This is a genomic window from Paenibacillus pasadenensis (genome assembly GCF_002864175.1).
Taxonomy (GTDB): Bacteria; Bacillota; Bacilli; order Paenibacillales; family Paenibacillaceae; genus Paenibacillus_O; species Paenibacillus_O pasadenensis.
This window is the reverse complement of sequence record NZ_NFEZ01000003.1, coordinates 39,356-65,579: the sequence shown is the minus strand read 5'-3', so window position 1 is coordinate 65,579 and position 26,224 is coordinate 39,356. Positions and strand designations below refer to the sequence as shown.

General features: G+C 64.8%; 23 protein-coding genes. 19 read left to right on the top strand and 4 right to left on the bottom strand.

What is annotated here, in order from left to right; translation table 11 throughout:
- The first annotated feature begins 147 nt into the window (after positions 1-147).
- The 6 genes from B8V81_RS04120 (at position 148) to holA (ending at position 8,407) form a co-directional block, all read left to right on the top strand.
- Positions 148-1,731, top strand: coding sequence for an ABC transporter substrate-binding protein (locus tag B8V81_RS04120; protein ID WP_101807801.1), 1,584 nt, complete (start codon positions 148-150; stop codon positions 1,729-1,731).
- Positions 1,731-3,581 carry a sensor histidine kinase gene (locus B8V81_RS04115; RefSeq protein ID WP_101807800.1) on the top strand — a complete coding sequence of 617 codons (1,851 nt, stop codon included), beginning with the start codon at positions 1,731-1,733 and terminating at the stop codon, positions 3,579-3,581. The genes B8V81_RS04120 and B8V81_RS04115 overlap by 1 nt, the downstream gene beginning before the upstream one ends.
- Positions 3,578-5,176 (top strand): helix-turn-helix domain-containing protein, encoded by a 1,599-nt coding sequence (locus B8V81_RS04110; RefSeq protein ID WP_101807799.1) that lies wholly within the window; start codon positions 3,578-3,580, stop codon positions 5,174-5,176. Before B8V81_RS04115 ends, B8V81_RS04110 begins: the two co-directional genes overlap by 4 nt.
- 295 nt (positions 5,177-5,471) lie before the next feature.
- Positions 5,472-6,020, top strand: a complete 549-nt coding sequence (locus tag B8V81_RS04105; protein WP_028597116.1) for an RNA polymerase sigma factor — start codon at positions 5,472-5,474, stop codon at positions 6,018-6,020.
- Positions 6,017-7,099 carry an anti-sigma factor gene (locus tag B8V81_RS04100; RefSeq protein ID WP_101807798.1) on the top strand — a complete coding sequence of 361 codons (1,083 nt, stop codon included), beginning with the start codon at positions 6,017-6,019 and terminating at the stop codon, positions 7,097-7,099. The genes B8V81_RS04105 and B8V81_RS04100 overlap by 4 nt, the downstream gene beginning before the upstream one ends.
- Before the next feature lie 261 nt (positions 7,100-7,360).
- The gene (holA, locus tag B8V81_RS04095; protein WP_101807797.1) at positions 7,361-8,407 is read left to right on the top strand and encodes a DNA polymerase III subunit delta; all 1,047 of its coding nucleotides are present in this window, start codon (positions 7,361-7,363) and stop codon (positions 8,405-8,407) included.
- Between the two features lie 90 nt (positions 8,408-8,497).
- Here holA and rpsT read toward each other — a convergent pair whose 3' ends face one another.
- Positions 8,498-8,770 (bottom strand): 30S ribosomal protein S20, encoded by a 273-nt coding sequence (gene rpsT / locus B8V81_RS04090; RefSeq protein ID WP_028597113.1) that lies wholly within the window; start codon positions 8,768-8,770, stop codon positions 8,498-8,500.
- A 174-nt stretch (positions 8,771-8,944) separates the two neighbouring features.
- Here rpsT and gpr point away from each other — a divergent pair, with 174 nt between their 5' ends.
- Positions 8,945-9,949 carry a GPR endopeptidase gene (gene gpr, locus B8V81_RS04085; protein ID WP_028597112.1) on the top strand — a complete coding sequence of 335 codons (1,005 nt, stop codon included), beginning with the start codon at positions 8,945-8,947 and terminating at the stop codon, positions 9,947-9,949.
- A gap of 20 nt (positions 9,950-9,969) precedes the next feature.
- Here gpr and B8V81_RS04080 read toward each other — a convergent pair whose 3' ends face one another.
- On the bottom strand, positions 9,970-10,572 hold the full coding sequence (locus tag B8V81_RS04080) for a TetR/AcrR family transcriptional regulator (protein WP_028597111.1): 603 nt from the start codon (positions 10,570-10,572) through the stop codon (positions 9,970-9,972).
- Positions 10,573-10,849: 277 nt separating this feature from the next.
- On the opposite strand from B8V81_RS04080, the gene B8V81_RS04075 reads away from it, so the two are divergent.
- The 7 genes from B8V81_RS04075 (at position 10,850) to B8V81_RS04045 (ending at position 19,191) form a co-directional block, all read left to right on the top strand.
- The gene (locus tag B8V81_RS04075) at positions 10,850-11,614 is read left to right on the top strand and encodes an SDR family NAD(P)-dependent oxidoreductase (protein WP_028597110.1); all 765 of its coding nucleotides are present in this window, start codon (positions 10,850-10,852) and stop codon (positions 11,612-11,614) included.
- Between the two features lie 174 nt (positions 11,615-11,788).
- A complete protein-coding gene (locus B8V81_RS04070) occupies positions 11,789-12,988 on the top strand; it encodes a stage II sporulation protein P (RefSeq protein ID WP_101807796.1) in 1,200 nt (399 codons plus the stop codon).
- Between the two features lie 38 nt (positions 12,989-13,026).
- Entirely contained in the window at positions 13,027-13,518 is a 492-nt protein-coding gene (locus B8V81_RS04065; protein WP_028597108.1) for a hypothetical protein, read from the top strand.
- A gap of 94 nt (positions 13,519-13,612) precedes the next feature.
- Complete coding sequence (gene lepA, locus B8V81_RS04060) at positions 13,613-15,430, top strand: translation elongation factor 4 (protein ID WP_028597107.1); 1,818 nt, start codon at positions 13,613-13,615, stop codon at positions 15,428-15,430.
- Positions 15,431-15,583: 153 nt separating this feature from the next.
- Positions 15,584-16,801 (top strand): radical SAM family heme chaperone HemW, encoded by a 1,218-nt coding sequence (gene hemW / locus B8V81_RS04055; RefSeq protein ID WP_101807795.1) that lies wholly within the window; start codon positions 15,584-15,586, stop codon positions 16,799-16,801.
- A gap of 21 nt (positions 16,802-16,822) precedes the next feature.
- On the top strand, positions 16,823-17,290 hold the full coding sequence (locus B8V81_RS04050; RefSeq protein WP_228551576.1) for a HEAT repeat domain-containing protein: 468 nt from the start codon (positions 16,823-16,825) through the stop codon (positions 17,288-17,290).
- A gap of 326 nt (positions 17,291-17,616) precedes the next feature.
- Positions 17,617-19,191: an alkaline phosphatase gene (locus B8V81_RS04045; protein WP_416362107.1), complete on the top strand. Its 1,575-nt coding sequence runs from the start codon at positions 17,617-17,619 to the stop codon at positions 19,189-19,191.
- Positions 19,192-19,283: 92 nt separating this feature from the next.
- Here B8V81_RS04045 and B8V81_RS04040 read toward each other — a convergent pair whose 3' ends face one another.
- Both B8V81_RS04040 and B8V81_RS04035 read right to left on the bottom strand, forming a co-directional pair.
- Complete coding sequence (locus B8V81_RS04040) at positions 19,284-19,595, bottom strand: hypothetical protein (RefSeq protein WP_028597103.1); 312 nt, start codon at positions 19,593-19,595, stop codon at positions 19,284-19,286.
- Entirely contained in the window at positions 19,570-20,145 is a 576-nt protein-coding gene (locus B8V81_RS04035) for a DUF1572 family protein (RefSeq protein WP_101807793.1), read from the bottom strand. Before B8V81_RS04035 ends, B8V81_RS04040 begins: the two co-directional genes overlap by 26 nt.
- 126 nt (positions 20,146-20,271) lie before the next feature.
- On the opposite strand from B8V81_RS04035, the gene B8V81_RS04030 reads away from it, so the two are divergent.
- From B8V81_RS04030 to dnaK, 5 genes are all read left to right on the top strand, one after another.
- Positions 20,272-20,739: an N-acetyltransferase gene (locus tag B8V81_RS04030; RefSeq protein ID WP_028597102.1), complete on the top strand. Its 468-nt coding sequence runs from the start codon at positions 20,272-20,274 to the stop codon at positions 20,737-20,739.
- Between the two features lie 218 nt (positions 20,740-20,957).
- The gene (locus B8V81_RS04025) at positions 20,958-22,229 is read left to right on the top strand and encodes an RICIN domain-containing protein (RefSeq protein WP_228551574.1); all 1,272 of its coding nucleotides are present in this window, start codon (positions 20,958-20,960) and stop codon (positions 22,227-22,229) included.
- A gap of 207 nt (positions 22,230-22,436) precedes the next feature.
- Positions 22,437-23,456 (top strand): heat-inducible transcriptional repressor HrcA, encoded by a 1,020-nt coding sequence (hrcA, locus tag B8V81_RS04020; RefSeq protein ID WP_101807792.1) that lies wholly within the window; start codon positions 22,437-22,439, stop codon positions 23,454-23,456.
- Between the two features lie 102 nt (positions 23,457-23,558).
- Positions 23,559-24,167 (top strand): nucleotide exchange factor GrpE, encoded by a 609-nt coding sequence (grpE, locus tag B8V81_RS04015; protein ID WP_228551572.1) that lies wholly within the window; start codon positions 23,559-23,561, stop codon positions 24,165-24,167.
- Between the two features lie 95 nt (positions 24,168-24,262).
- Positions 24,263-26,107 carry a molecular chaperone DnaK gene (gene dnaK, locus B8V81_RS04010; protein WP_028597098.1) on the top strand — a complete coding sequence of 615 codons (1,845 nt, stop codon included), beginning with the start codon at positions 24,263-24,265 and terminating at the stop codon, positions 26,105-26,107.
- Positions 26,108-26,224 lie beyond the last annotated feature (117 nt).

Sequence of the window (26,224 nt, the reverse complement as noted above, 5' to 3'; positions counted from 1 at the left end):
TCCCGAGCCGCCGCGGCCCGCAAGGTCACAATCGTGGCATTCGAGGTCCGATTCCTAGTAGAAGCGCGGCCGGGGCCGGCGTATAATTGAAATCGCTTCCGGACCGGAACGGTCCGGATCATCGAACGAAGAGGGGACTGCCGCATCATGACCGACCACGATCTCGACCGCAGCGGGCTCCGCGCCCGCCGCGTCCGCCTGCTGGCCGCCGCCGGCGCGCTGCTGCTGCTCGCCGCTCTGGCGGCGTGGCCGGCCGTCCGATCCGAGCGCTCCTCCGGCGGAGAGCCGTCGCCCGGCTCCGCCGCGTCCGGCGCCGAGGCGTCCGACCGCCTCGTGCTCATGTTCCCGGCCAGCGTCGCGCCGCCGGACCTGCCGCTCGTGCAGGCGGAGATGAACCGCTACCTGCGGGACAAGCTGGACGCTTCCGTCGAGATCAAGCCGGTCGACATGAGCAGCTGGTGGGACCGCACGGGGCTCGTCTACGCTTCCGGCAGCCAGGTCGACCTCATGTTCACCGCCGGCTGGATGCGCTTCGGCGACGAGGTGTCGCGCGGCCGTTTCCTGCCGCTCGACGAGCTGCTGCAGCGCGAAGGCGCCGGCATCGCCAGCGTGCTCGATCCGGAAATTTTGCGGGCGAGCCGCATCGGCGGCAAGCTGTACGGCATTCCGACGAACAAGGAGTTCGCCGCCAGCAAGGGCATCGTGATGCGCGCCGATCTCGTCGAGAAGCACGGCATCCGCCTCGAGGCGATCCGCACGCTCGCCGATCTCGGACCGGTGCTGGAGACGATCAAGCGCCGCGAGCCGGGCGTGACGCCGCTGCAGGTGCGCGCCGACCGGAGCCCGCTGACATTCCTGCTCCAATACGGCCTGTTCGACATGCTCGGCGACGGTCCGGGCGTGCTGCAGCGCGCGGGCGGCAGCCTCAAGGTCGTCAATCTCGCCGCCGCCCGGACGTACCGCGACTACGCCAAGCTGATGTACGAATGGCGCCGCAGCGGCTACCTCAACGCCGACGCGGTCACCTCCCGCGACAGCGAGTACGAGGCGGTGAAGGCCGGCGCCGCCTTCGCCTTCGCGGAGTCGATGAAGCCGGGCTTCGAGATCCAGGCTTCGCGCAACACCGGCATGCCGATGGTCGCCGTCGAGCTGACCAAGCCGTACACGACGACGGCGGACGTGACGAGCGCGATGTTCGCCATCCCGCGGACGTCCCGCCATCCCGAGAAGGCGATGCGGCTGCTGGAGCTGCTGTATACGGACCGCTATCTGCTCAATCTGCTCGACTGGGGCATCGAAGGCCGCCACTACGTCGTGCGGCCGGACGGGCGCATCGCCTTCTCGCCGGGCGTGGACGCGCGCACGGTCCGCTACAACTTCAACCTGCCCTGGATGTTCGGCAACCAGCTGAATTCCTATCTGTGGGACAACGAGGATCCGCAGCAATGGGACAATTATCGCCGCTTCAACGAGGAAGCGGAGCCGTCCAAGGCGCTCGGCTTCGTCTTCGATCCGTCGCCCGTCAGCAACGAGATCGCCGCCTGCAGCCGCGTCGACGAGGAGTTCTCGCCCGCGCTCATCACCGGCGAGCTCGATCCCGACGCCGTCATCCCGATGTACCTGGAGCGGCTGAAGGCCGCCGGCGCGGACAAGGTCATCGCGGAGAAGCAGCGCCAGCTCGACGCCTGGCTCGCCGCAGGCGGAGCCTCCGCCGGAGAGGGGGAATCCTGATGCCGGCTGCCTGGCTGCCTGCGCGCCGCAACGGATCCGGCTCGGCACGGCCGAAGCAGGCGAAGACGCTGCGGACCCGCCTCATCATCGGCTTCGTCGGCGTGACGGCGCCGCTCGTGCTGCTTCTGCTGTGGAACAACCTTTATTCGACGTCGGTCGTCCGTTCCCAGGTCGCCCAGTCCAACCGCAGCCTGCTGACGATGTATCTGAACGACATGGACAAGGTGCTCGAGGAGGTCCAGAACTATCTGTTCAAGACGGCCGAGCAGAACCGCGACCTGATGACGCTCTCGCAGAACGAGCGGGGCGGCTGGGACTACTACCGGGCGAAAACGCAGGCGGCGGCCGATCTCGGAGCCAATACGAACTACTACGAGGCGGCCGACGTGCTGTTCGCCTACAGCTCCCGCTACGAGGACCTGTTCCTCGCCCAGCAGCAGAACGTCTCGTTCGAGCGCAAGGAGCGCATCGTCGCGCGGCTGCGGGACGTGCTGCGGGCCGGGCCCGGAGCGGACACGCCGTACACCGGCTGGACGCTGCAGCGGCTGGACGGCTCGTTCGCGCTGCTGCGCGTCGTCGACAACGGCTACGGCTCGGCGATCGGCGCCTGGGTCGATATCGGCCGGCTGATGGCGCCGCTGCATGAGCTCGGCACGGGCGGCAAAGGCTTCGCCGTGCTGACGAGCGGCTCCGGCGAGCCGCTGACGGAGCTCGCCGCCGGGCTGCGAGGCGGCCTCGCCGCGGGCATGCCGGGCGCGCTGGCCGAGGCGCTCGCCGGCTATGCGATCGCCGACGTGCCGCAGCCGCATCTGCTCGTCGCCAAGGATTCCCGCATGGCGGACATGCGGCTGCTGCTGCTCATGCCCGAAAAGTCGCTGCTGGAGGGACTGCCGTATTTCCGCTATCTGACCTATGCGGTGCCGGTGCTGGCGGCGGTGCTGCTCGGCGTCTACCTGTACGTCCTGCAGCGAGCGGTCGTCATGCCGATGTACCGGCTCATCCGCGGCATGCGTAAAATCCGCGCCGGCGATCTGAGCGCGCGGCTGCCGGACAGCCGCCTGCCCGAGTTCGATACGATCAACGAGACGTTCAATGGCATGGCGGAGCAGATCGAGCATCTGAAGATCGACATCTACGAAGAGAAGATCCGCACGCAGAAAGCCGAGCTCAAGCATCTGCAGGCGCAGATCCAGCCTCATTTCTTCATGAATTCGCTCAACATCGTCTACCAGCTCGCGCAGATCCGCAGCTACGACATCATCCAGAGCATCGCCCTCCATCTCGTGCGCTACTTCCGCTTCACGATCAACACGGGGGCGGCCTCGGTGACGGTGTCCGACGAGCTGGAGCATATCCGCGACTACCTGACGATCCAGAAGCACCGCTTCCCGGAATCGCTGGCCTTCGGCTTCGAGGTCGAGCCCGGCCTCGAAAGCTTCCCGCTGCCGCCGCTGTCGGTGCAGCCGCTCGTCGAGAACGCGATGGTCCACGGCTTCAAGGCGAGCGGGGGCGGGCCGTTCCGCATCGAGGTGACGGTCCGGCGGAGCCCGGAGGCGGAGGAGGACGCGGCCGGCGGCGAAGCGGCGGTCCTCATCGAGGTGAGAGACAACGGCAAGGGCATCGCGGCCGGCTCGCTCGGACCGCTGCTGGAGCGGATCCATGCGGCGGAGCCGGGCGAGCGCCATGTCGGCCTTTGGAACGTCGTTCGCCGCAGCCGCCTTTATTATGGAACGGCGGTGAGGCTTGAGCTGGACAACGGAGCGGAGGGCGGGCTGAGCGCGGTCCTCCGGCTGCCGCTGCACGCGCCGTCCTCGGGCCAGAGGACGGCAGGAAAGGAGAGGATGGCATGAACGCGCTGATCGTGGACGACGAGATCTATGCCGTCAAGGGCCTTCGCGCCGGCGTTCGCTGGGAGCGGGCGGGCATCGCCGAGGTGTACGAGGCGCACGGGGCGGAGGAGGCGCGCCGGCTGCTGCTCGAGCGCGAGGTGGACATCCTCATCTGCGACATCGAGATGCCGGAGCAGTCGGGCCTGGAGCTGGTGGAATGGGTGCGCGCGGAAGGGCTGCGGCTCGAGACGGTGTTCCTCACCTGCCACTCCGAGTTCCGCTATGCGCAAAAGGCGCTGCAGCTCGGCAGCAGCGACTATATCCTCAAGCCGGTCATCTATGCCGAGCTGGAGGAGGTGCTCCGCGGCCTCGGCGCCCGCATCGCCGAGCGGCGGCGGGGCGACGAGGAGTCGGAGCGCTACCAGCAGATGGCGGAGCAGTGGCAGATGCAAAAGCCGCTCGTCGCCGAGCGGCGCTGGAACGACCTGCTCGAAGGGCGCGACAGCGCCGACGGGCGCTGGCTGGAGCTGACCGCCGGAGCGGCCGATGCCGACCCGGACGCGCTGTCTCGAGTGCGGCCGCTGCTCATCAGCGTCGAGAACTGGGACAAGCCGATCAGCGAGCGCGACGAGCGCGTGATGGAGTTCGCCCTGCGCAAGGCCGCCGAGGAGCTGCTGCTCGCCGAGCATCCCGGCGCGGTCGCCGAGGACGACCGCGGCAACGGCTGGATTCTGCTGTTCGAAGGACGCGGCGCGCTCGGGGAGGCGGAGCTGATCGGGCTGTGCGACCGCTACCGCCAGGCGTGCCGCGACTATTTCTATTGCAAGATGTCCGTCTACATCGGCAGCTCCGTGCCGGTCGCGGAGCTGCGCGGCGAATGCCTCGGCGTGCTGCTGGACGAATACCGCAGCGTCGGCGGCGGCGATGCGAGCGTGCGGACCTCGCCGGAGCTGCGGCATGCGGGAGAGGAGCGCGAAGGCTCGCCGCCGGCGGCCGAGCTGCTGGAATGGGCGGATCTGCTCGAGCGGGAAGGAACGTCCGGCATGAAAGCGCGCTTGGCCGGGCTGGTGGCGGCCCGCCAGGACGAGCTCGCGCCGCGCACGCTGGAGATCTACGCCTACGCGCTGCTGCAGGCGGCCTATCTCGCGCTGCATCGCAAAGGCTTTCCCGCCCATCTGCTTCATCGCTGGCGGGAGCAAGGCGTGCATGCGGCCTCGCGCTCGGCGGAGCGCTTCCTCGCCTGGGCGGACGCCCTGCTCGAGCAGATCGGCTCGCTCGCGCAGTCGCGCCGCGCGGAAAGCCCGGTGCTGCGCCAGGTCAAGGCGTACATCGCCGAGCATCTCGACCGCGACCTGTCGCGCGAGGAGCTGGCCGAGCAGGTGTATCTCAATCCGGCCTATCTGTCGAGGCTGTTCCGCAAGGAGACGGGCAAGGTGCTGACCGACTACATCCTGCAGGAGAAGATGCGCGCGGCCGCCGCCCGGCTGCTCGGCACGGACGAGAGCGTCAGCGAGATCGCGGCGGGGCTCGGCTACGGCAACTTCTCCTACTTCGCGCGGCTGTTCCGCAAAGTATACGGCTTGAACCCGCAGGAATACCGCAAGCAGGGAGGCTAGGGCGCGTCCGCAGCCCCGCTCCGGGGCATCGCTTGCCGCTCTTGCCGCAGTCAAGCCAGCGCCGTCCGGCGGCCCGTTCGGCACGGTCTCCAGTTTCTCCCGCTCCCGGCGTCTATACGCCGGGAGCTTTTTTTGCTAAGGTAGGGGAGTGCTCTCGGGGCGGGGAAATATTCTCTCGTCCCGCTTCCTTGTGAAAATTTTTTCCATTACTCACTTTTTTATATTTATTTTGAATGCGCCGCAACCTTGAGCAGCCCGGCTGCGTCAGTGACGGTGCAAGAGAGGGGGAACCTTCGTGGTAGAGCCTGGCCTCATACGAGCCGCTCAACAGGGCGATCGCGACGCTCTCGTGTCCCTATTGCGCGACATAGAGAACCACGTTTACCGGACCGCCTATTACATTCTGGGCAACGAGCAGGACGCGCTGGACGCTTCGCAGGAGGCGCTGATCCGCATCTACACCAAGATCAACTCCTACGAAGAGAAAGCGCAGTTCAAAACCTGGATCCAGCGGATCGTCACGAATATATGCATCGATAAATTCCGCCGCACGAAGCCCGTCGTCTCCATCGAGGAACATGACATGGTGTTCCGGGAGAAGCAGGACGTGGAGGAGGAAGTGCTGTCCGCTTACGCGGCCAAAGATATTCGAGAGGCGATCGACAAGCTGCCGGATCACCACAGGGCGGTTGTCGTGCTTCGGTACCTGCAGGACTTTTCCTACAACGAGATCGCGGATTCGCTCGACCTTCCGCTCAACACGGTGAAGTCTTACTTGTTCCGGGCCCGCCAGCAGCTGCAGACGCTGCTCCATGATTATCAGAAAGGTGGTGTCCGAGGATGACTTGTCAAGAGGTGGTAGAATACATGAACCGATATCTGGACGGAGATCTTGACGAGCTGGAACGCCAGGAGCTGATGGAGCATCTCCGGCGTTGCCCGGACGACCAGGAGCTGTTCGAGCGGCTGCAACGGCTGTCTGGAGAGCTCGGGGAGCTTCCCAAAGTAACCCCGCCTTTCAGCCTGGTCGACTCGATCCTGCCGCAGCTCGACGAAATCGACGCGCATCGCGAAGCCAAGGCGTTCGCGCTCCAAGCGGCGGAGACGGCGGAGACGGGTGCAAGCGGCGGACAGCCTGCCCGTCGTCCGGCAGCAGGCCGCTTCACCCGGCGCGCCCGCATCTGGACGGGCTCCGCGGCGGCCGCAGCCGCCGCGGCGATCATTCTCATCCTCGCTCCGTGGGGCTCCGGACCGCAATCTCCGCTCGGCCATTCGAATACCGTGGCCGATACGGGCGGTGAAGCGGCGAGCCTGATGAGCGCGAGCGAGGAATCCGCTCCGGCCAGCGCCGACCGGACGGAGGGGGCGGCCTCGGGAGGCAGCGAGGCGGGGGCCGAGTCCAAGCAGCAGATCGTGGACAGCCAGACGGTGCCGACCTCGACGACGCCTCCCGACAGCGAAACACGGTCGGTGGCGCCCCGCACGGAACAGAACCAGCGGACGCAAGGACCGGAATCGCCGTCCGTCTCCGCAGGCGGAGGCCAGGGCTCGACGGTCTATCCGTCGCCTGGCGGCGGCGCCGCGCGCGAGTTCGCCAAGACGCCGCAAGGCATCATGAACTTCGCCGGTCCTTCGCCGGGCGTCGTCTCGGACATCATGGGCAGCGCCGACATGGGCTTCGCGGCCGTGCCGGAGGCGACGTATTCTCCGGATCGGGCGTACAGCTATTCGATCAGCCAGGGCTGGATCGTCATCCAGAATGCCGCCGGAGGCAAGGTGTTCGACCATACGTTCGAGGGCGTCGTGTCCCATCCGGTCTGGAGCGACGACAGCCGCTACCTGAGCGTCACCGTCACTGCGACGGACGGCACCGCCAAGCCGTACCGGATCGACGCCGATAACGGCGCGCTCGTGGAAGAATAGGCGGGCGGGCCAAGCACCGAATCGGGGGCATCCGCGTATGATGCTTCATCAGCCCGTCAGCGGGGAGGACGCAGCCCCTGACATCGTATGACCATCGGCCGAGGCGCCTGGGAGCCTTTGGATCGATGTTTATATAGATGGTCCGATCGTGCTCCAAAAGGCGCTGCCCTGCGACATGCAGGCAGCGCCTTTTGTCATGCGGCCGCTTGCCGGTCGACGCGATCTGTCCTATGATGGGACGACAGGCTAGGAGGGGACGGCATGCATGCGAAGGACGTAGGGAAAGACATCAAGGCGGGCCGGATCGCGCCGGTTTACGCGGCGTTCGGCAAGGACCGGTACCGCATGGGGCAGTTCGCCTCCATGCTCGCGGACAAGCTGCTGGCGCCGGACGAAAGGGAGCTCGGCATGGTCCGCTTCGATACGGCGGAGACGGCGCTGGAGGAAATCGTGGCGGAGGCGCAGACGCCGCCCTTTTTCGTGCCGCGCAAGCTGATCGTCGTGCGCGACGGAGCGGTGCTGTGCGCGGCCGCCAAGGAAAACGGCAAGCTCGAGCATAAGGCCGAGCGGTTCCTGAGCTATATGGAGCAGCCGTCCGAGACGAGCGTCATCCTGTTTCTCGTGCAGGCGGACAAGCTCGACGAGCGCCGCAAGATCGTGAAGCTGCTCAAGGAGCGCAACCTGATCGTCGCTTTTCCCGAGCTGAGCGAGGGAGAGCTGGCGTCCTGGGCGGTCCGGCGCGCGGCCGATCAGAAGCGCTCGCTCGACGAGGAAGCGGCGCAGCTGCTCGTCGCGCGGCTCGGCACCGGCATGCAGGCGCTCGCGCAGGAGGTCGACAAGCTCTGCCTGTACGCCGGCGAGGGCGGCGCCGTGACCAAGGACGACGTCGCCCGCTTGACGGCGGCGACGGTCGAGGAGGATGCGTTCGCGCTCGTCGACGCGGCGCTGGAGCGGCGCATGGACCGCACGCTCGCGCTATACCGCGAGCTGCTGCTGCGCAAGGAGGAGCCGATCCGCATCGCGGCGCTCGTCGCCCGCCAGCTGCGCATCATGCTGCAGATCAAGGAGCTGGAGCGCCACCGCTACTCGCCGCAGCAGATGGCCGGGCAGCTCGGGCTGCATCCTTATGCCGTCAAGCTTGCGGCCGAAAAGGCGCGCCGCTACGACACGGCCGTGCTCGGCCGGCATCTAGCCGCGCTTGCGGAGTTGGACTACCGGATGAAGACCGGCCAGGTGGACAAAGAGCTTGGCCTGCAGCTGTTCTTCCTGTCGATGGGAGCGCAGCCGGCCGCGGTGCCGCAGCCTTGAGCGCGCGAGCCGGCCGCCGGCGGCTTGCCTGGGAAGGCATCAAAAAAAGCCCCGCTCCGGGAGGAGCGGGGCTTTCCGCATTGGCGGCGATTAAGCTTGAGCCGTAAGGGCGTTCAGCTTCTTGGCCAGGCGGGATTTTTTACGGGCTGCGGCATTTTTATGGATCAGGCCTTTGGTAACGGCTTTGTCCAGCTTCTTGGAAGCCACGATCAGGGCAGCCTTCGCTGCTTCTGCATCGGTACCGGCGATAGCGACATCAGCCGACTTGACAGCCGTGCGAAGCGCGGATTTTTGGGAAGCGTTCAGAGCGCGGCGTTTCTCGCTCGTTTTCACGCGTTTGATGGCGGATTTAATGTTTGGCACTTGTGATTCACCTCCTACAAGGGGTACAGGCCCCGTACTGCAACACAACTTAAAGTATCTTATCATGGGCCTGCCCAAATTGCAACCATATAGGAAGGATGAGGGAACCGCTTCCGCATAAGATCGGAGGCCGCTTCGCACACTAGGGACAAAACGGGCAGAGGAGCTGTTCGCATGACCCATGATGTCGATTTGAGCCAATATGCCGTCCATACGGATCTGGCGCTGGAAGCGAAGGAAATGGCCGAGGAAGCGGGAAGCCCGGTTCCCGGCGTGCTGATGGAGACGGCGGAAGCGGACGGCATCAAGGTCACGCGCCTGGAGGTGCAGAACGAGGCGGGCTCGCAGGCGATCGGCAAAGTGATCGGCAAATACGTCACGTTCGAAGTGCCGGAGCTGCGCACGCATGACTCGGAGCTCGGCGACAAGGTGGCGACGCGCTTCGCGCAGGAGTTCGAGCGCTTCCTGCAGCAGCTCGCGGTGCCGGCGAACGCCAGCGTGCTCATCGTCGGGCTCGGCAACTGGAATGTGACGCCGGATGCGCTCGGCCCGCTCGTCGTCGAGAACACGATGGTGACGCGGCAGTTTTTCGAGCTGATGCCCGATCAGGTCGCGCCGGGCTACCGCGCCGTCAGCGCGGTAGCGCCGGGAGTGCTCGGCATCACCGGCATCGAGTCGAGCGAGATCGTGCAGGGCATCATTGAAAAGACGAAGCCGGACGTCATCATCGCCATCGACGCGCTCGCCTCGCGCTCGCTCGAGCGGGTGAACACGACGATCCAGATCGCCGACACGGGCATCCACCCCGGCTCCGGCATCGGCAACAAGCGCAAGGGACTAACGAAGGACATTCTCGGCGTGCCCGTCGTGGCGATCGGCGTTCCGACGGTCGTGTACGCGTCCACGCTCGTCAACAGCGCCATCGACATGATGAAGGAGCATTTTCGCAAGGAGCAGGGCGATACGAGCCAGATCATGGGCCTCGTCGACCAGCTCGCCGAGCAGGAGCGGCTCGCGCTCGTCAAGGAGGTGCTCTCCCCGCTCAAGCATGACCTGCTCGTGACGCCCAAGGAGATCGACCAGTTCATCGAGGATATCGCCAACGTCATCGCGAGCGGCCTGAACGCTGCCCTGCACGAGGCGGTCGACAGCTCCAACGTGGCGGCCTATACGCATTGACCCACGGCGTCAGGCGAGGCTTATTCGGGCCTCGCCTTTTCATTGAACGCGATATAATCGAGCCGGTGGTTGAGCTGCAGCATGAGCTGGCGCGCCATGTAGGAGGCCGAGAACTTGAACCCGGTCTCGGCCCAGTACAGCAGCGTCCCGATCGTGGCGGAAGCCCGGTAGTGCAGCATAAAGTCCTGATCGACCTCGGCGGGATCGCCTTCGAGCGTGAGCCGCAGGTCGCGCCGCATCGACTCTCTCAGCACGCGGGTCATCGCCTCGGGCAGGCCGGCATCCGTGCCGAGCAGCGCGAGGAAGGTTTCCCGGCTGCGCTCGACATGCTCGAACAGCATCAGGCTCGACGGGTAGATTTCCGCCGCCTCCACGCCGCTGCGGTCCGGATAGGGCGCGAGCAGCAGCTCGGAGAACCGGCGCAGGAACTCGCTGCGGATCTCCGCCAGCAGCTCCTCCTTGCCGGCGTAGTGGTTGTAAAACGTGCCGCGGTTGTAGTCGGCGGCTTCCGCGATGTCCTGGATCGTCACCGCCGACGCCTTCTTCTCGCGCAGAAGCCGCACATAGGCTTGCTGCAGCGCTTCCCGCGTCCTCCTTGATCTTCGGTCCAGCCTGTCTTCCATTCGCATCCGGGCTCCTTTCTGCTCCGTTAGTTTGCAGGGTTTCCGCTCTTTTCACTCGCGGCGGATGCGACATTATCGCCTGGAATGTCCAATTTCGCCGCTCCGGCCGACAGCTCGGCCGCCGCTGTCGCCTACCGGACAGCGAGCGGTCCGCTGCTCATTGCGGCCCTCGGAAGAGGGGCGTACACTGAAGGGGCAGCAGCATCATGAAGCGCTTCCGAACGCTGCGGCCGCCGTCCGGGAGCGACAGCATACAGAATAAAGGAGTGCATCGACAATGACAACCGAAGCCAAAACCGCCATCATTACCGGAGCAGCCGGAGGCATCGGCAAGGAGCTGGCCCGCCGGATGGCCGAGCGGGGCGTGAATCTGGTGCTCGTCGATCTGAAGCGCGAAGCGGTGCTCGCCGTCGCCGAGGAGCTCGGCCTGAACGAGACGAACTCGCTTGCCGTCGCGGCGGACGTCTCCGTCGAGGACGAGGTGAAGGGCTACGTCCAAGCCGCCCTGGACAAGTTCGGACGGATCGACTATTTCGCCAACAACGCCGGCATAGAGGGCCCGATGGGGCTGATCGAGGAGCAGAGCGTCGACGCGCTCGACCTGGTCTACCGGGTGAACGTGCGCGGCGTCTTCCTCGGCCTGCAGCATGTGCTTCCGGTCATGAAGCGCCAGCAGTCCGGAGCGATCCTGAACACCTCCTCGCTCGCCGGCCTGATGGGCGCGCCGGGCATGTCTCCTTACATCATGTCCAAGCATGCCGTCATCGGCCTGACCCGCGTCGCCGCCAACGAGGCCGCCCCGAGCGGCGTCCGCGTGAACGCGGTGCTGCCGGGCACGATCAACACGGCCATGATGCGCAAGATCGAAGCCAACTCCGGGACGCCGGACGCGTTCAAGACGGCCAACGAGTCGCTCACGCCGCTCGGCCGTTACGGCGAGCCGCAGGAAGTGGCGGCCGTCATGAACTTCCTGCTGTCGGACGAAGCGTCGTTCGTGACCGCCTCGCTCTATACGGTCGACGGCGGCATGGTCGCCCAGTAAGACATCGTTCCCGCCTTCGCCCGCCTCTTTAAGAGGCGGGCTTTTTTGCGCTTTCGGGTCCGATCCCGGTCCGCGGTTCTACCTTCCTCCCCCTGTTCATAGAGTAGATAGCAGTTGCTAGATTCGGCGGAGCGCAAGAGGGAAAGGCCATATCGGCATCAGGAGGGGACAAGCATGATTCGGATGGGAACAGGCAAGGAAGACGCAAGCCTGCGGCTGAGGCGGCTGCTCACCGCAGGGAGGACGTTCGTGGCGATCAGCCTTTGCTCGATGGTCGCGTTCATGCTGATCGGAGCGCTCGCGATGGTGCGGGAGCAGCGGGGGGCGGCCTCGCTGCAAGGGCTGGCGTCGACGGTTTCAACCGCCTTTTTTGCGGACATGCTGGGAATGGAGATTCCCGTCTACCATAGTCCGGCGCAGGGCAGCTTCTCCGACCGCGAGCTGGCGCAAGCGGCGGCCGAGACGCTGACGGAGGTCAACCCGGCCGATCCGCGCAGCCTGCTGGCCGCCGGCATGCCGGGCATGGAGCCGCCGGCGAGCCCGGTCCCTTCGCCGGACGGCGGAGCGCCGGCGGACGGGTCGGCCGGCGAAGAGGCCGACGATATGGACGCCCACGACCCGGGCGTGCTGGACGGAGAGGACGAGCCGGGCGTCGGTCCGGTCAGGGAGATGCCCGGGGGAGCAGTCGAGCCGGCTCCGCAGGGCGGAGGAGAGCAGCAGCCGTCCGCCGGCGAGACGGCGTCGAGCAAGAACCTGGTGTTCATTTACCATACGCATGCCCGCGAATCGTACGCGCCGGAGCTCGGCGGCGGCGTGAGCGACCCGCAGTCGGCCAAGATCAACGTCGGCCAGGTCGGCTCGCGGCTGGCGGAGCAGCTGGAGAAGCGCGGCATCGGCACGCTGCACGACACGACGGACTACCCGACGGCCGTCGCCGGCTACCGCTGGGAGCTGAGCTACAAGTACTCCAAGAAGACGGTGCAGCAGGCGATGAGCGAGAACGGGCAGCTGAAGCTGTTCTTCGACATCCATCGCGACTCGCAGAAGCGCAAGATCACGACGAAGTCGATCGGCGGTCAGGATTACGCCAAGGTGTTTTTCGTCATCGGCAAAGGCAATCCGGACTGGGAGCGCAACATGGCGTTCGCCGAGTCGATCCACGAGCGGCTCGAAAAGGATTATCCCGGCCTGTCGCGGGGCATCCTCGGCAAGACGAGCAAATCGGGCAACGGCGAGTACAACCAGTCGCTGTCGGGCCAGAGCATCCTGATCGAGATCGGCGGCGTCGACAATACGCTGGAGGAATGCTACCGGACGGCGGACGCGCTCGCGGAGGTCATCGCCGACCTGTATTTCAACGACCAGAAGGCTTGAGCGAAATAAGAGCAAATCGATGAAGGAGGGCGTCCGGCATGAAAAAAGGACCGCTGAAATGGACGATCGTCGGCGCCGCGCTCGCGGCGGTGCTGATGTTCGGGATGGAGATGACGTCGGCCGGCATCGGCCGCGTCTACGGCCCCGTCGAGGGCAGCGAGCCGGCCGAGATCGGGCGCTACGCGCAGGCGGTCCGGGAGCTGGAGCTGCAGCAGGCCAAGCTCAAGCAGCTGGAGTACGAGGCCGAGCTGAAGCGGCTGCAGAAAAAATACGGCATCGAGGCCGCGGCCGCGGTGCCGGAGGCGGGAGCTTTTCTCGGCGACGAGGAATCGGCGGCCGCGCCGGCGCTGGCGCAGACGCAGCGGGATCGGCGGCAGAGCGAGGACGGCTCGCGCCTGCCGGGCATCGCGGATCCGCAGGGCGAGACAGGCGTCAACCGGCTGGCCGACGGCACGGCCGGCGTGCTGCAGAGCGTGTCGAGCTCGGGCATCCGCTTCCTCGTGACGCTGTTCGACTCGATGACGCAGTAGGCGCGTGCGGCCGCCCCCGCCGTTTTCATTGCCCCTCATTCTCTGAAAAGGTATAATAAAGGTTAGACCTATTGAGGGGTGTGGATCACAAAGCATGGCAGACGTACGCGACCGCCAAAAGAAGATACGGAACTTTTCCATTATCGCGCATATCGACCACGGAAAGTCCACGCTGGCCGACCGGATCCTGGAGTATACCGGCGCGCTCACTTCCCGTGAAATGCAGTCCCAGGTGCTCGATCAGATGGAGCTGGAGCGGGAGCGCGGCATCACGATCAAGCTGCAGGCCGTCCGCCTGAGCTACAAGGCCGACGACGGCGAGGAGTACATCCTCAACCTGATCGATACGCCGGGACACGTCGACTTCACCTATGAGGTGTCGCGCAGCCTCGCCGCCTGCGAGGGCGCGTTGCTCGTCGTCGACGCCGCCCAGGGCATCGAGGCGCAGACGCTGGCTAACGTCTATCTGGCGCTGGACAACAACCTCGAGATCTTGCCGGTCATCAACAAGATCGACCTGCCGAGCGCGGAGCCGGAGCGCGTCAAGCAGGAGGTCGAGGACGTGATTGGCCTCGACGCGAGCGACGCCGTGCTGGCGTCGGCCAAGGCCGGCATCGGCATCAAGGAGATCCTCGAGCAGGTCGTGCTCAAGGTGCCGGCCCCGACCGGCGATCCGGACGAGCCGCTCAAGGCGCTCATTTTCGACTCCCACTACGATCCTTACAAGGGCGTCATCGTCTACGTGCGGGTCGTCGACGGGAGCATCAAGGCCGGCAAGAAGATCCGCTTCATGGCGACGGGCGCCGAGTTCGAGGTCATCGAGGTCGGCGCGTTCAAGCCGCGCATGACGATCGTGGACGAGCTCGCCGTCGGCGACGTCGGCTTCGTCGTCGCGGGCATCAAGAACGTCAAGGACACCCGCGTCGGCGATACCGTCACCGAGGCCAAGCGCCAGGCGCCGGAGCCGCTGCCGGGCTATCGCAAGATCAACCCGATGGTCTACTGCGGCCTATATCCGATCGACAACACGGAGTACAACGACCTGCGCGAGGCGCTCGAGAAGCTGCAGCTCAACGACGCCTCGCTGACGTTCGAGCCGGAGTCGTCGACGGCGCTCGGCTTCGGCTTCCGCTGCGGCTTCCTCGGCCTGCTGCACATGGACGTCATCCAGGAGCGGATCGAGCGCGAGTTCAACATCGACCTCATCACGACCGCTCCGAGCGTCATCTACACGGTGACGCTGACGAGCGGCGAGGTGCTCCACATCGACAACCCGTCTAACTACCCGGAGGTCGGCAAGATCGAGCATGTCGAGGAGCCGTACGTCAAGGCGGCCGTCATCGTGCCCAACGATTATGTCGGCACGGTGATGGAGCTGTGCCAGAACAAGCGCGGCGAGTTCGTCAACATGGAGTATCTGGACACGAACCGCGTCACGATCACGTACCAGATCCCGCTGTCGGAGATCGTCTACGACTTCTTCGACCAGCTCAAGTCGAGCACCAAGGGCTACGCCTCGTTCGACTACGAGCTGAGCGGCTACCGCCAGTCCAAGCTGGTCAAGATGGACATCATGCTGAACGGCGAGACGGTCGACGCGCTGTCGGTCATCGTGCACCGCGACCGCGCCTACCAGCGCGGACGGATCATCTGCGAGAAGCTCAAGGAGCTCATCCCGCGCCAGATGTTCGAGGTGCCGGTGCAGGCGTCGATCGGCCAGAAGGTCATCGCCCGCGAGACGGTCAAGGCGATGCGCAAAAACGTCCTCGCCAAGTGCTACGGCGGCGACATCAGCCGCAAGCGCAAGCTGCTCGAGAAGCAAAAGGAAGGCAAGAAGCGGATGAAGCAGGTCGGCAACGTCGAGGTTCCGCAAGAGGCGTTCATGGCCGTGCTCAAGATCGACGAGGATTGAGTCGGAGCCGGCGGCCCTCGCGGCCGCGCGGTTCCGAACCGGACGGAGGAGAGCGGCCGCTCTCCTCTTGCGCCGTTTTACGGGGCATCCGCGGCTAGGGCATGTCTGCAAGCACGCCCTGGTCCGCGCGGCTCCGCCGAGGAGGGAACACCTATGCTGCATCACGCGCCCAGAGCGCTTTACATCCATATCCCGTTCTGCACGAACAAGTGCCATTACTGCGACTTCAACTCCTACATCCTCAAAGGCCAGCCGGTCGACGATTATCTGACCGCGCTGGAGCGCGAGATGGAGCGGACGCTGTCGGCGACGCCGGCGGAGCGCATCGACACCGTATTCGTCGGTGGCGGCACGCCGACGGTGCTGACGCCGCCCCAGATGGAACGCTTCCTCGCCTCGGTGCGCCGGCTCTGGCCGCTGCACGAGGGCACGGAATTCACGATGGAGGCCAATCCCGGCACGACCGATCCCGACAAGCTGGCGGTCATGTTCGCCGGCGGCGTCAACCGGCTGAGCTTCGGCGTGCAGTCGTTCGACAACGGCCTGCTGCAGCGGATCGGCCGCATCCATGACGTCGACGACGTGTACCGCAGCCTGGACAACGCGCGGGCGGCGGGCTTCGGCAACCTGTCCATCGACCTCATGTTCGGCCTGCCGGGCCAAACGGTCGAGCTGCTGTCCGACAGCGTGGACAAGGCGCTCGCGCTCGACCTGCCGCACTACTCGCTGTACAGCCTCAAGGTCGAGGAGAACACGCTGTTCCATCATCTCTACGAGAAAAACCAGCTGCCGCTGCCGACCGAGGACGAGGATCTGGAGATGTACCTGCATCTCATCGGCCGCCTCCAGGGAGCCGGCTACGAGCATTACGAGATCAGCAACTTCGCGAAGCCCGGCTTCGAGAGCCGGCATAACTCGACCTACTGGCGCAACGAGCCTTACTACGGGCTCGGCGCGGGGGCGCACGGCTACTTGGAGCGCCATCGCCACGTCAACATCAAGGGCGTGCAGCCGTACATCGACGCCGCGCTGGAGCGCCTGCCCCGCCTGTCGGGGGAGACGGTGTCCGAGGCCGAGGCGATGGAGGACTTCATGATGGTCGGCCTGCGCCTGCTGGACGGCGTGCGCGGAGCCGACTTCGAGCGGCAGTTCCCGGGACGGACGATCGAGGGCGTGTTCGGAGCGCAGCTGCGGCCGCTGGTGGAGGGCGGGCTGCTGCTCCGTCTGGAGGACGGAGAGCACGGCAGCCTGCCGGGAGGCACGCCGCTGCGTCCGGGCCAGGGCTACCGGCTGTCGCCGCAAGGCGTGCTGCTCGGCAACGAAGTGTTCGGGGCGTTCATCGGCGTCCTGGACGATGCGATTCATTCTTAGAAGCGAAGGGGATTGAATTCCTTGAAAACGAAACCGAACCAAATCAAAGCCGATCCGGCAGAGCCGGAAGCCGTCGATCCGGTCGTCGAGCTCAAGCGCGCCGCCAGCCGCACCTCCGACTGGAGGGCGCGCCAGCAGGCGGCGTCCGAGCTGGCCGCCCTCAAGGCGCCGCAGTCCGCCGCCATCCTGCGCCGCCTGCTGGCAGACGATCCGGTGCATCCGGTGCGCGAGGCGGCCTACCGCGGCCTCGTCTCGCTCGGCGAGCCGGCGCAGGCGCCGGTCCGCAAAGGCTCCGTCCCGGTCAAGGGACTGGACAAGATCGTCGTGCGCGTGCGCAAGAGCCTGGCCGACGGACATAGCTTCGCCGACTTCAAGGAAAAGCTGAAGAAGATGAGGCTGGACGTGTATGACGTGCTCGAAGGCGACAAGGGAGCCGAGTTCGACGGCTGGCTCGAGGAGCAATGGAAGGCCTCGTTCGAGCGGAAGTAAAGGGCGAAGGCGAGCCGCGTCGCCCTCTGGCGGCGTGCCTCGTCCGTCCCGAAAAAGGAGCGCTTCTGGCAGCATCGGCTGCGGAAGCGCTCCTTTTGCGTTCTTTTAGCGGTATATGGTTCATGACTAAGATAGTATTATTTACGATTTATTTAAGTTCATTTGATCGGATTCGAGGCCGAAGTTTACAAAACGCTAACGGTTCTCCTTTAGGATGACAAAGAAACGAACGATGGAGAGGGGTTAACGATTTGAAAACGAGCAGGCTTTGGACGAAACGAATGATGGGCACGGCCGTCGCGGCGGCGCTGGTCGGCACGGGAAGCATGGCGGCGTTTGCGGCAGACGGCGCCTCCGTCGCGCCAGGAACGGCGGCGGAAACGGCGGGGGCGGACATTAAAAACGTCATCCTGCTTATCCCGGACGGCATGGCGAACGAGGCGACGGCGCTCGCAAGGTACTACAAGGGCTCCTCGCTGGCGCTGGACGCGCTCGCGACTGGCATGGTGCGGACGCATTCGGCCGACGCTCCGATCGCCGACTCGGCGCCGGCTGGAACGGCGTTTGCGACCGGCTTCAAATCGCATACCGGATTCGTCGGCGTGCTGCCGGACAAGGCGACGATGCCGGGACAGGCTGCGATCGCGAAGGGCGAGGAGCGCCGTCCGGTCGCATCCGTGCTGGAGGCGTCCAAGCGGGCCGGCAAAGCGACCGGCATCATCGCGACCTCGGAGTTCATGCATGCGACTCCTGCCGATTTTTCCGCGCACTATCCGGACCGGAAAAACTATGACGCGCTCAGCATGCAGCAGGTGTACAACGGCATCGACGTCGTGCTCGGCAGCGGCAGCAGCTTCCTGACGTCGGCCGGACGCAAGGACGGCAACAACCTGCTCGCGTCGATCAAGGCGCTCGGCTACGACTATGTGACGACCCCGGCCGCGCTGAAGGCGTCCAAGTCGGACAAGCTGTGGGGCATGTTCGGCAGCAAGGCGCTCGATTATGACCTGGACCGCGATCCGTCCAAGCAGCCGAGCCTCGCCGAGATGACGAGCAAGGCGATCGAGGTGCTGTCGAAGGACAAGGACGGCTTCTTCCTGATGGTCGAGGGCAGCAAGGTCGACTGGGCCGCGCATGCGAACGATCCGGTCGGCGTCGTCAGCGACGTGCTCGCCTTCGACAAGGCGGTAGAGGCCGCGCTCGGCTTCGCCAAGCGGGACGGGCAGACCGCGGTCGTAGCGGTGACCGACCACGGCAACGGCGGCCTGACGATCGGCAACGCGGCGACGACCGGCTCGTACGACGAGGAGCCGCTGTCCGCGTTCATCGGCCCGCTCAAAAAAGCGAAGGTGACCGGCGAAGGGTTCGAGTCCAAGCTGAACGCCTCCCGCTCCAACATCAAGGAGGCGGCAAAGACCTACCTCGGCATCACGGATCTGACGAGCGAGGAAGTGAAGTCGATCCGCGAGGCGAAGCCGGGCTCGATGAACTATGCCGTCGGCCCGATCATCAGCAGCCGTTCCGGCATCGGCTGGACGACGGGCGGCCATACGGGCGGCGACGTCGTGCTGTACGCCTACGCGCCGAACGGCGACCGTCCGAGCGGCGTCATCGACAATACCGACGTCGCCAAGTACATCGCCCGCGTGCTCGGCCTTGACCTCGGCCAGACGACGAAGCAGCTGTTCGTCGAAGCCCAGGCGGCCTTCGCGGCCAAAGGAGCCAAAACCGAAATCAAGGCTGCGAGCCTCGTCGTCACGAAAAACGGCCAGAAGCTGGAGCTGCCTTTCTACAAAAACCAGGCGCTGCTGAACGGCGGCAAGATCACGCTTGACGGCGTCGTCGTGTACAACGGCTCGAAAGTATACGTGTCGCAAAAAGCGGTGGACCTGATCTCGTAGAGCCCGCCGACGCTTCATCGTCCAGAATCCAGAAAGCGCCCAGCCCTTTGTCTCGACAAAGGACTGGGCGCTTCGCGTTCCGGGAAGGGGCCTTAGGACGAGCCGCGATCGCCGTTCGCGGCGTCGGAGGCATTCGGCTCCGCCGAGTCTTCGCGAAGCGTCTTGGTGAAATTGCGCAGCGAAAGGACGAAGCCTGCGAGGATGACGAGGGCCCTGGTGCCGAGGAGCATCCCATCCATCGCGGTCATTTTCGGGGGGCCGTTCCCGATCGCGCCGGTCTTCGGCACATTGTAGTCGATCCACATGTCAATGAAGACAAGGAGCTGGAAAAACAGCAGACAGCTGCTGGCGATCAGGAGGGCGGCGGCCCAGAAGCGCTTATTTTTCCGCATCGCCGGCCTCATGTCCAAGCCTCCGGTTGAACGCCCGAGACTCGTTCCGCGGTATGCTCAGCGACTGCCAGCTTGCCGCGCGCGAGGCTTTGGCCAGCTGCACGATCTGCCCGACATGGTAGCCGTAATGGGAAAGCTGGCGCTGGATCGTCTGCAGCACGAGATGCGGCTCGCTGCGGATCGTGACCGTGCGCAGGAGATCCTCCGGCCGCAGCCCGTCCAACGTCTCGAATACGATGCGCCAGCCGTCCTCCCACCAGCGGATCACCTCGGCGGCGGTCGTTTCGGGCGGCAGCTCGAACTCTCCGTCGCGGTCGCGCCACGGCTTTTCGCCGTCGGTCGTGAGGAAGTCCGTCCAGCGGGACTTCATATTGCCGGACAGATGCCGGACGATGACGGCGATCGAGTTCGACTCCGGCGCCGGGACGGCGAACAGCGCCTCTTCGCCTGCCTGCGCGAGAGCCCGGTCGCCGAGCTTCTTCTGGCTGCGGAACACGCTGCGGGCATCTTCAAGCATGCGGGCGCCCAGCTCGCGGGCGTCCGCTGCGTACGGTTCGGTCATGGGAACAGGCACCTCCTCTTTTTTTCCAGTATACATCGGCGGCGCGTTTTTTTCTCTTGAGCATTCATTCGCTTTGCTGTATATTTATTCATATTGCAAAGATGACGACGGAAGGAGGAGAAGAGTATGCTCGTACAGGAAGCCGTATGCCGCGCCGCCAAGCCGGAGGATGTCGATACGCTTTTTGAGCTCATCCAAGGCTATGCGGAAAAGGGGATCATGCTGCCACGGTCCAAGGACGTGCTTCTCCGCCAGATCGGCACGTTCGTCATCGCCGAGATCGCCGGCGCGGTCGTCGGCTGCGGATCGCTGACCCGGCTCGGCCAGGATCTCGTCGAGATCCGCTCGCTCGGCATCAGCGAAGGCCATAAGGGCGCAGGCATCGGCAGCAAGCTTGTCGCCAAGCTGATCGAGCAGGCTCAGGCCCAGGGCATTCCCAAAATCATGGCGCTCACCTACGAGGTCCGCTTCTTCGAGCGCAACGGATTTTCCGTCGTGAACAAGGAGATCTTCCCCGAGAAGGTATGGACGGACTGCGTGAACTGCCCGAAGCAGCATGCCTGCGACGAGATCGCGGTCATCCGCTATATATGAAGCGTTGAAATCCAGCCCGCCTGCCGATCGAGGACGGGCTTTTTTTTGCGACCCGAAATTCCGCAACTCCACCTAAAAAAAGGGGAATTTACTTCATATTGGGGCAGGAGCATACTAAGGGAGCTTCACCAGCCAAGCATGCCGAGACGAGAGGAGGAGCTGGAGACGACGGTTCGATGATTATGGAAGCGCTTTAAAAACAAAGGAGGAATGATTGCGTGAAGTGGAGAACGCTCGTCCTATTCTCTCTGGCCGCCCTGCTGCTGCTGGCGGGCGGCCGGCCGGCCGGAATGCCCAAAGCCGAGGCCGCGCCCGTGTGGAACCTAACGTGGAGCGATGAGTTCAACGGCGCCTCCGGCTCCGCGCCGGACGGCGGCAAGTGGGGCTATGACCTCGGCGCGGGCGGCTGGGGCAACAACGAGCTGCAAAACTATACGAACCGGAGGGACAATTCCTATCTGGACGGCAGCGGCAATCTCGTCATTAAGGCGATCAAGGAAAATTACAACGGCAGCGCCTATACGTCCGCGCGCCTGCTGACCAAGGGCAAGTTCAACCAGGCGTACGGCAAGTTCGAGGCGCGCATCAAGCTGCCTTACGGCCAAGGCATCTGGCCGGCGTTCTGGATGCTCGGCAGCAACCTCGACCAGGCGGGCTGGCCCGGCGCCGGCGAGCTGGACATCATGGAATACCTCGGCCATGATACGCGGACGGTATACGGCACGGTGCACGGACCGGGCTACTCCGGCGCGGGCGGCATCAGCAAGTCGTACACGCTCCCGAGCGGCAGCTTCTCGGATTCCTTCCATACCTTCTCCGTCGAGTGGGAGCCGACCCAGATCCGCTGGTACGTCGACGGCAACCTGTTCCACACGTTCAATAAAAGCCAGCTCGGGGCGGGACAGACGTGGGTATTCGACCATTCGTTCTTCATGATCCTGAACTTGGCCGTCGGCGGCAACTGGCCCGGCTATCCGAACGCCTCGACCGTGTTCCCGCAGACGATGACGGTCGACTACGTGCGGGTCTACTCGCAGGGCTCGTCGCCGTCGGCTCCGGTCGAAAGCGGCGCCGTCTACAAACTGATCAACGTGAACAGCAACAAAGCGCTCGACGTCTACGCGGCGAGCACGGCCGACGGCGCGAACGTGCAGATCTACACGGACAACGGCACCGGCGCCCAGCGCTGGCAGGCTTTTGCCCAGGCCGACGGCAGCTTTACGCTGATCAATCCTGCGAGCAACAAGGCGCTGGACGCGGCGGGAGCGGGCACGGCGGACGGAACGAACGTGCAGATCGCGAACCAGAACGGCTCGGCTGCCCAGAAATGGCGGATTACCGCCAATGCGGACGGCAGCTTCAAGCTGATCAATGTGAACAGCGGCAAGGCGCTCGACGTCTCCAGCTCGGGCACCGCCGACGGCACGAACGTGCAGCTGTGGACGGACAACGGCACCGGCGCCCAGAAGTGGAGGCTGGTCAAGCTTTAAGGCGGTTTTCGAGGCGAATGCCCCGGGAAAGGCGGCTCTTCCGAGAGCCGCCTTTCCCTTTTTTTTCGGCCTCCGCCTCACTTGACAACGCTCCGCCAGGTTTGGTATTTTGGTTATGAATGTTAGCACTCGATAGAGTGGAGTGCTAATCACTCGTCCGCCTCGGATTTTGGGAATCCGGAGGCATGCAGAGGGAGGATGGTACGGATGTTGACTGAAAGGCAGCAGCTGATCTTAGGCGTGATCATCGACGATTATATCCGTTCCGCCGAGCCTGTAGGCTCCCGGAGCATTTCGAAGCGGGGCGACGTGGCCTTCAGCCCGGCGACGATCCGCAACGAGATGGCGGATCTAGAGGAGCTGGGATTCCTGGAGCAGCCGCATACGTCGGCTGGACGCATTCCTTCCATTCAAGGCTACCGGTATTATGTCGATCATCTGATGAGGCGCGAGGCGGTCACCAAGAGCGAGCTGCAGGCGATCCGCTCGTTCGTCGCCAGCCGCATGATGGAGGCGGAGCAGGCGATCCAGCAGGCGGCGATGATCATCTCCAACCTGACGAACTACACGTCGATCGTGCTCGGTCCGGACTCGGTCAATCAGGCGCTCAAGCAGTTCCAGCTCGTGCCGCTCGGGGGCGACAAGGCGGTGGCGATCGTCGTGACCAATACCGGCCACGTCGAGAACCGCACGGTGACGATCCCGCCGGATCTGGACATGGATGACATCGAGCAGGCGGTGCGCTTCCTCAACGAGCGGCTGAGCGGGACGCCGCTCACCCGCCTGAAGTCCCGGCTCTTCTCGGCGGCGGGCGAGGAAATGGGCCGCTATGCGGATCAATGCGAAGGGCTGCTCAAGCTGATCGAGCAGGCCGTCCGCTCGGAGGACGACAGCCGGCTGTACCTGTCCGGCACGGCCCGCATCCTCGCTCAGCCGGAGTTCAAGGATGTCGACAAGGTCAAGACGATCTTCGGGCTGCTGGAGGAGACGCCGACGCTGCTGCGCCTGTTCTCCTCGCTGCCGCAGGGGCTGTCGGTGCGGATCGGCACGGAGAACGACCACGCCGCGATCGCGAGCTGCAGCCTCATTACGGCTTCGTTCACGATCGATGGCGAGCAGATGGGCACGATCGGCATCCTCGGCCCGACGAGGATGGATTACGGGCGCGTCGTCGGCCTGCTCGGCGAGTTCGGGCGCAGCCTGAGCAGCCTGCGGACGGAGCGCTGACGAACGCCGTCCAGGCTTGGACGCGGCGCGCAGGCAAGGGGCTTCGCGGCCCCTACATAGATTCAGCCGCGTTATGGAACCATTTACGGGAGGTGAGCATGCTTGGATTCCAAGAAGAATACGATAGATGAACAGACAAGCGCAGAGGACATTCTGGACGCCGATCAAGAGACGGCGGAGCAGGCGGCCGCGGCCGCTGGCGGCGAGCCGATCGAGGCCGAGCCGCAGGCGGCGGAGGAGGCCGGGCAAGCGCCGGAAGAGGATTCCCGCTATGCGGAGCTGGCTCGCCAGGCGGAGGAGCATCAGCAGCGGCTGCTGCGCGTCCAGGCCGACTATGACAATTTCCGCCGCCGCACGGCCAAGGAAAAGGAAGAGCTGGGCCAGTACGCCTCGGCGAAGCTGCTGACGCAGCTGCTGCCGATCGTCGACAACTTCGACCGGGCGATCGCCGCCGCGGCCGGCGGAGGCGATGCGGAATCGCTCGCCAAGGGCGTGGACATGATCTTCCGGCAGCTGCAGGGCGTGCTCGAGCAGGAAGGGCTGAAGCCGATGGAAGCGGTCGGGCAGCCGTTCAATCCGGAATTCCATCAGGCGGTCATGACCGTGGAGTCCGACGAGCATGAGGAAGGCATCGTCGTGGAGGAGCTCCAGAAGGGCTTCATGCTCAAGGACAAGGTGCTTCGTCCGGCCATGGTCAAGGTAAGCGGCTAGGACGGCCTTAATCTGCCTTTAAGATAAAGCGGGTATACTTGGATCGACCCGTAACGAATTCGATCCGCAATGGATATAAGGGAGGATATTTTACGATGAGCAAAGTAATCGGCATCGACCTTGGAACGACCAACTCCTGCGTAGCGGTCATGGAGGGCGGTGAGGCGGTCGTCATTCCGAATCCGGAAGGCAACCGCACGACGCCGTCCGTCGTCGGCTTCAAGAAGGACGGCGAGCGCATCGTCGGCGAGACGGCGAAGCGCCAGGCGATCACGAACCCGGACCGCACGATCATCTCGATCAAGCGCCATATGGGCACGAGCCACAAAGAAACGATCGACGGCAAGGACTTCACGCCGCAAGAAATTTCCGCCATCATCCTGCAAAAGCTCAAATCCGATGCGGAAGCGTACCTCGGCCAACCGGTGACGCAAGCGGTCATCACCGTGCCGGCCTACTTCAACGACTCCCAACGCCAGGCGACCAAGGACGCCGGCAAGATCGCCGGCCTCGAGGTGCTGCGCATCGTCAACGAGCCGACGGCCGCGGCGCTGGCCTACGGCCTCGAAAAGTCCGAGGACCAGACGATCCTCGTCTATGACCTCGGCGGCGGCACGTTCGACGTGTCCATCCTCGAGCTTGGCGACGGCTTCTTCGAGGTCAAGGCGACGAGCGGCGACAACCGTCTCGGCGGCGACGACTTCGACCAGGTCATCATCGACCACATCGTAGCCGAGTTCAAAAAGGAGCATGGCTCCGACCTGTCCAAGGACAAGGCGGCCGTGCAGCGTCTGAAGGACGCGGCCGAAAAGGCGAAGAAAGAGCTGTCCGGCGTCCTGACGACGACGATCAGCCTGCCGTTCATCACGATGGTCGACGGCGTGCCGCAGCACTTGGAGCTGAACCTGACCCGCGCCAAATTCGAGGAGCTGGCCGCGCCGCTCGTGGAGCGCACGCTCGCTCCGACGCGCCAGGCGCTGAGCGATTCCGGCCTGTCGGCCAGCGAGATCGACAAGGTCGTCCTCGTCGGCGGCTCCACCCGCATCCCGGCCGTCCAGGAAGCGATCAAGAAGCTGATCGGCAAAGAGCCGCATAAAGGCGTGAACCCGGACGAAGTCGTCGCCCTCGGCGCGGCGGTCCAGGCGGGCGTCCTGACCGGCGACGTGAAGGACGTCGTCCTGCTCGACGTCACTCCGCTGTCGCTCGGCATCGAGACGGCGGGCGGCGTATTCACCAAGATGATCGAGCGCAACACGACGATCCCGACGAGCAAGTCCCAGGTGTACTCCACGTACGCCGACAACCAGACGAGCGTCGAGATCCACGTCCTGCAGGGCGAGCGCGCCATGGCCGCCGGCAACAAGACGCTCGGACGCTTCATGCTCGGCGACATCCCGCCGGCTCCGCGCGGCGTGCCGCAGATCGAGGTCACGTTCGACATCGACGCCAACGGCATCGTCAACGTCAGCGCGCTCGACAAGGGCACGGGCAAGAGCCAGAAGATCACGATCACGTCCTCGAGCGGCCTCAGCGACGAGGAAGTCGAGCGCATGATGAAGGACGCCGAGCTCAACGCCGAGGAAGACCGCAAGCGCAAGGAGCTCGTCGAGGCGAAGAACAATGCCGACCAGCTGATCTACTCCGTCGACAAGACGATCAAGGATCTGGGCGACAAGGTCGACGCCGGCGAGATCGACAAGGCCAACAAAGCCAAGGAAGCGCTGCAGGCGGTCGTCGGCGGCGAGGATCTGGACGCGATCAAAAAAGCGACCGACGAGCTGACCGAGATCGTGCAGCAGCTGTCCGTCAAGCTCTATGAGCAGGCGGCGCAAGCGGAGCAGGGCGCTCCGGGCGCCGATGCCGGCGCGGCCCAAGGCGGCGCGGCCGGACGCGACAACGTCGTCGACGCCGACTACGAAGTCGTGGACGACAAGAAATAAAAAAGGTACGATAGCTTCATAGCTTCACCAAGCGGCTCCGCCTTTTTCCGAGCAGCGCCCCGGCTTTGAGCGCCGGGGCGTCAGGAGGGAGAGGGCGGTTGTTGCATGTCAAGCGGG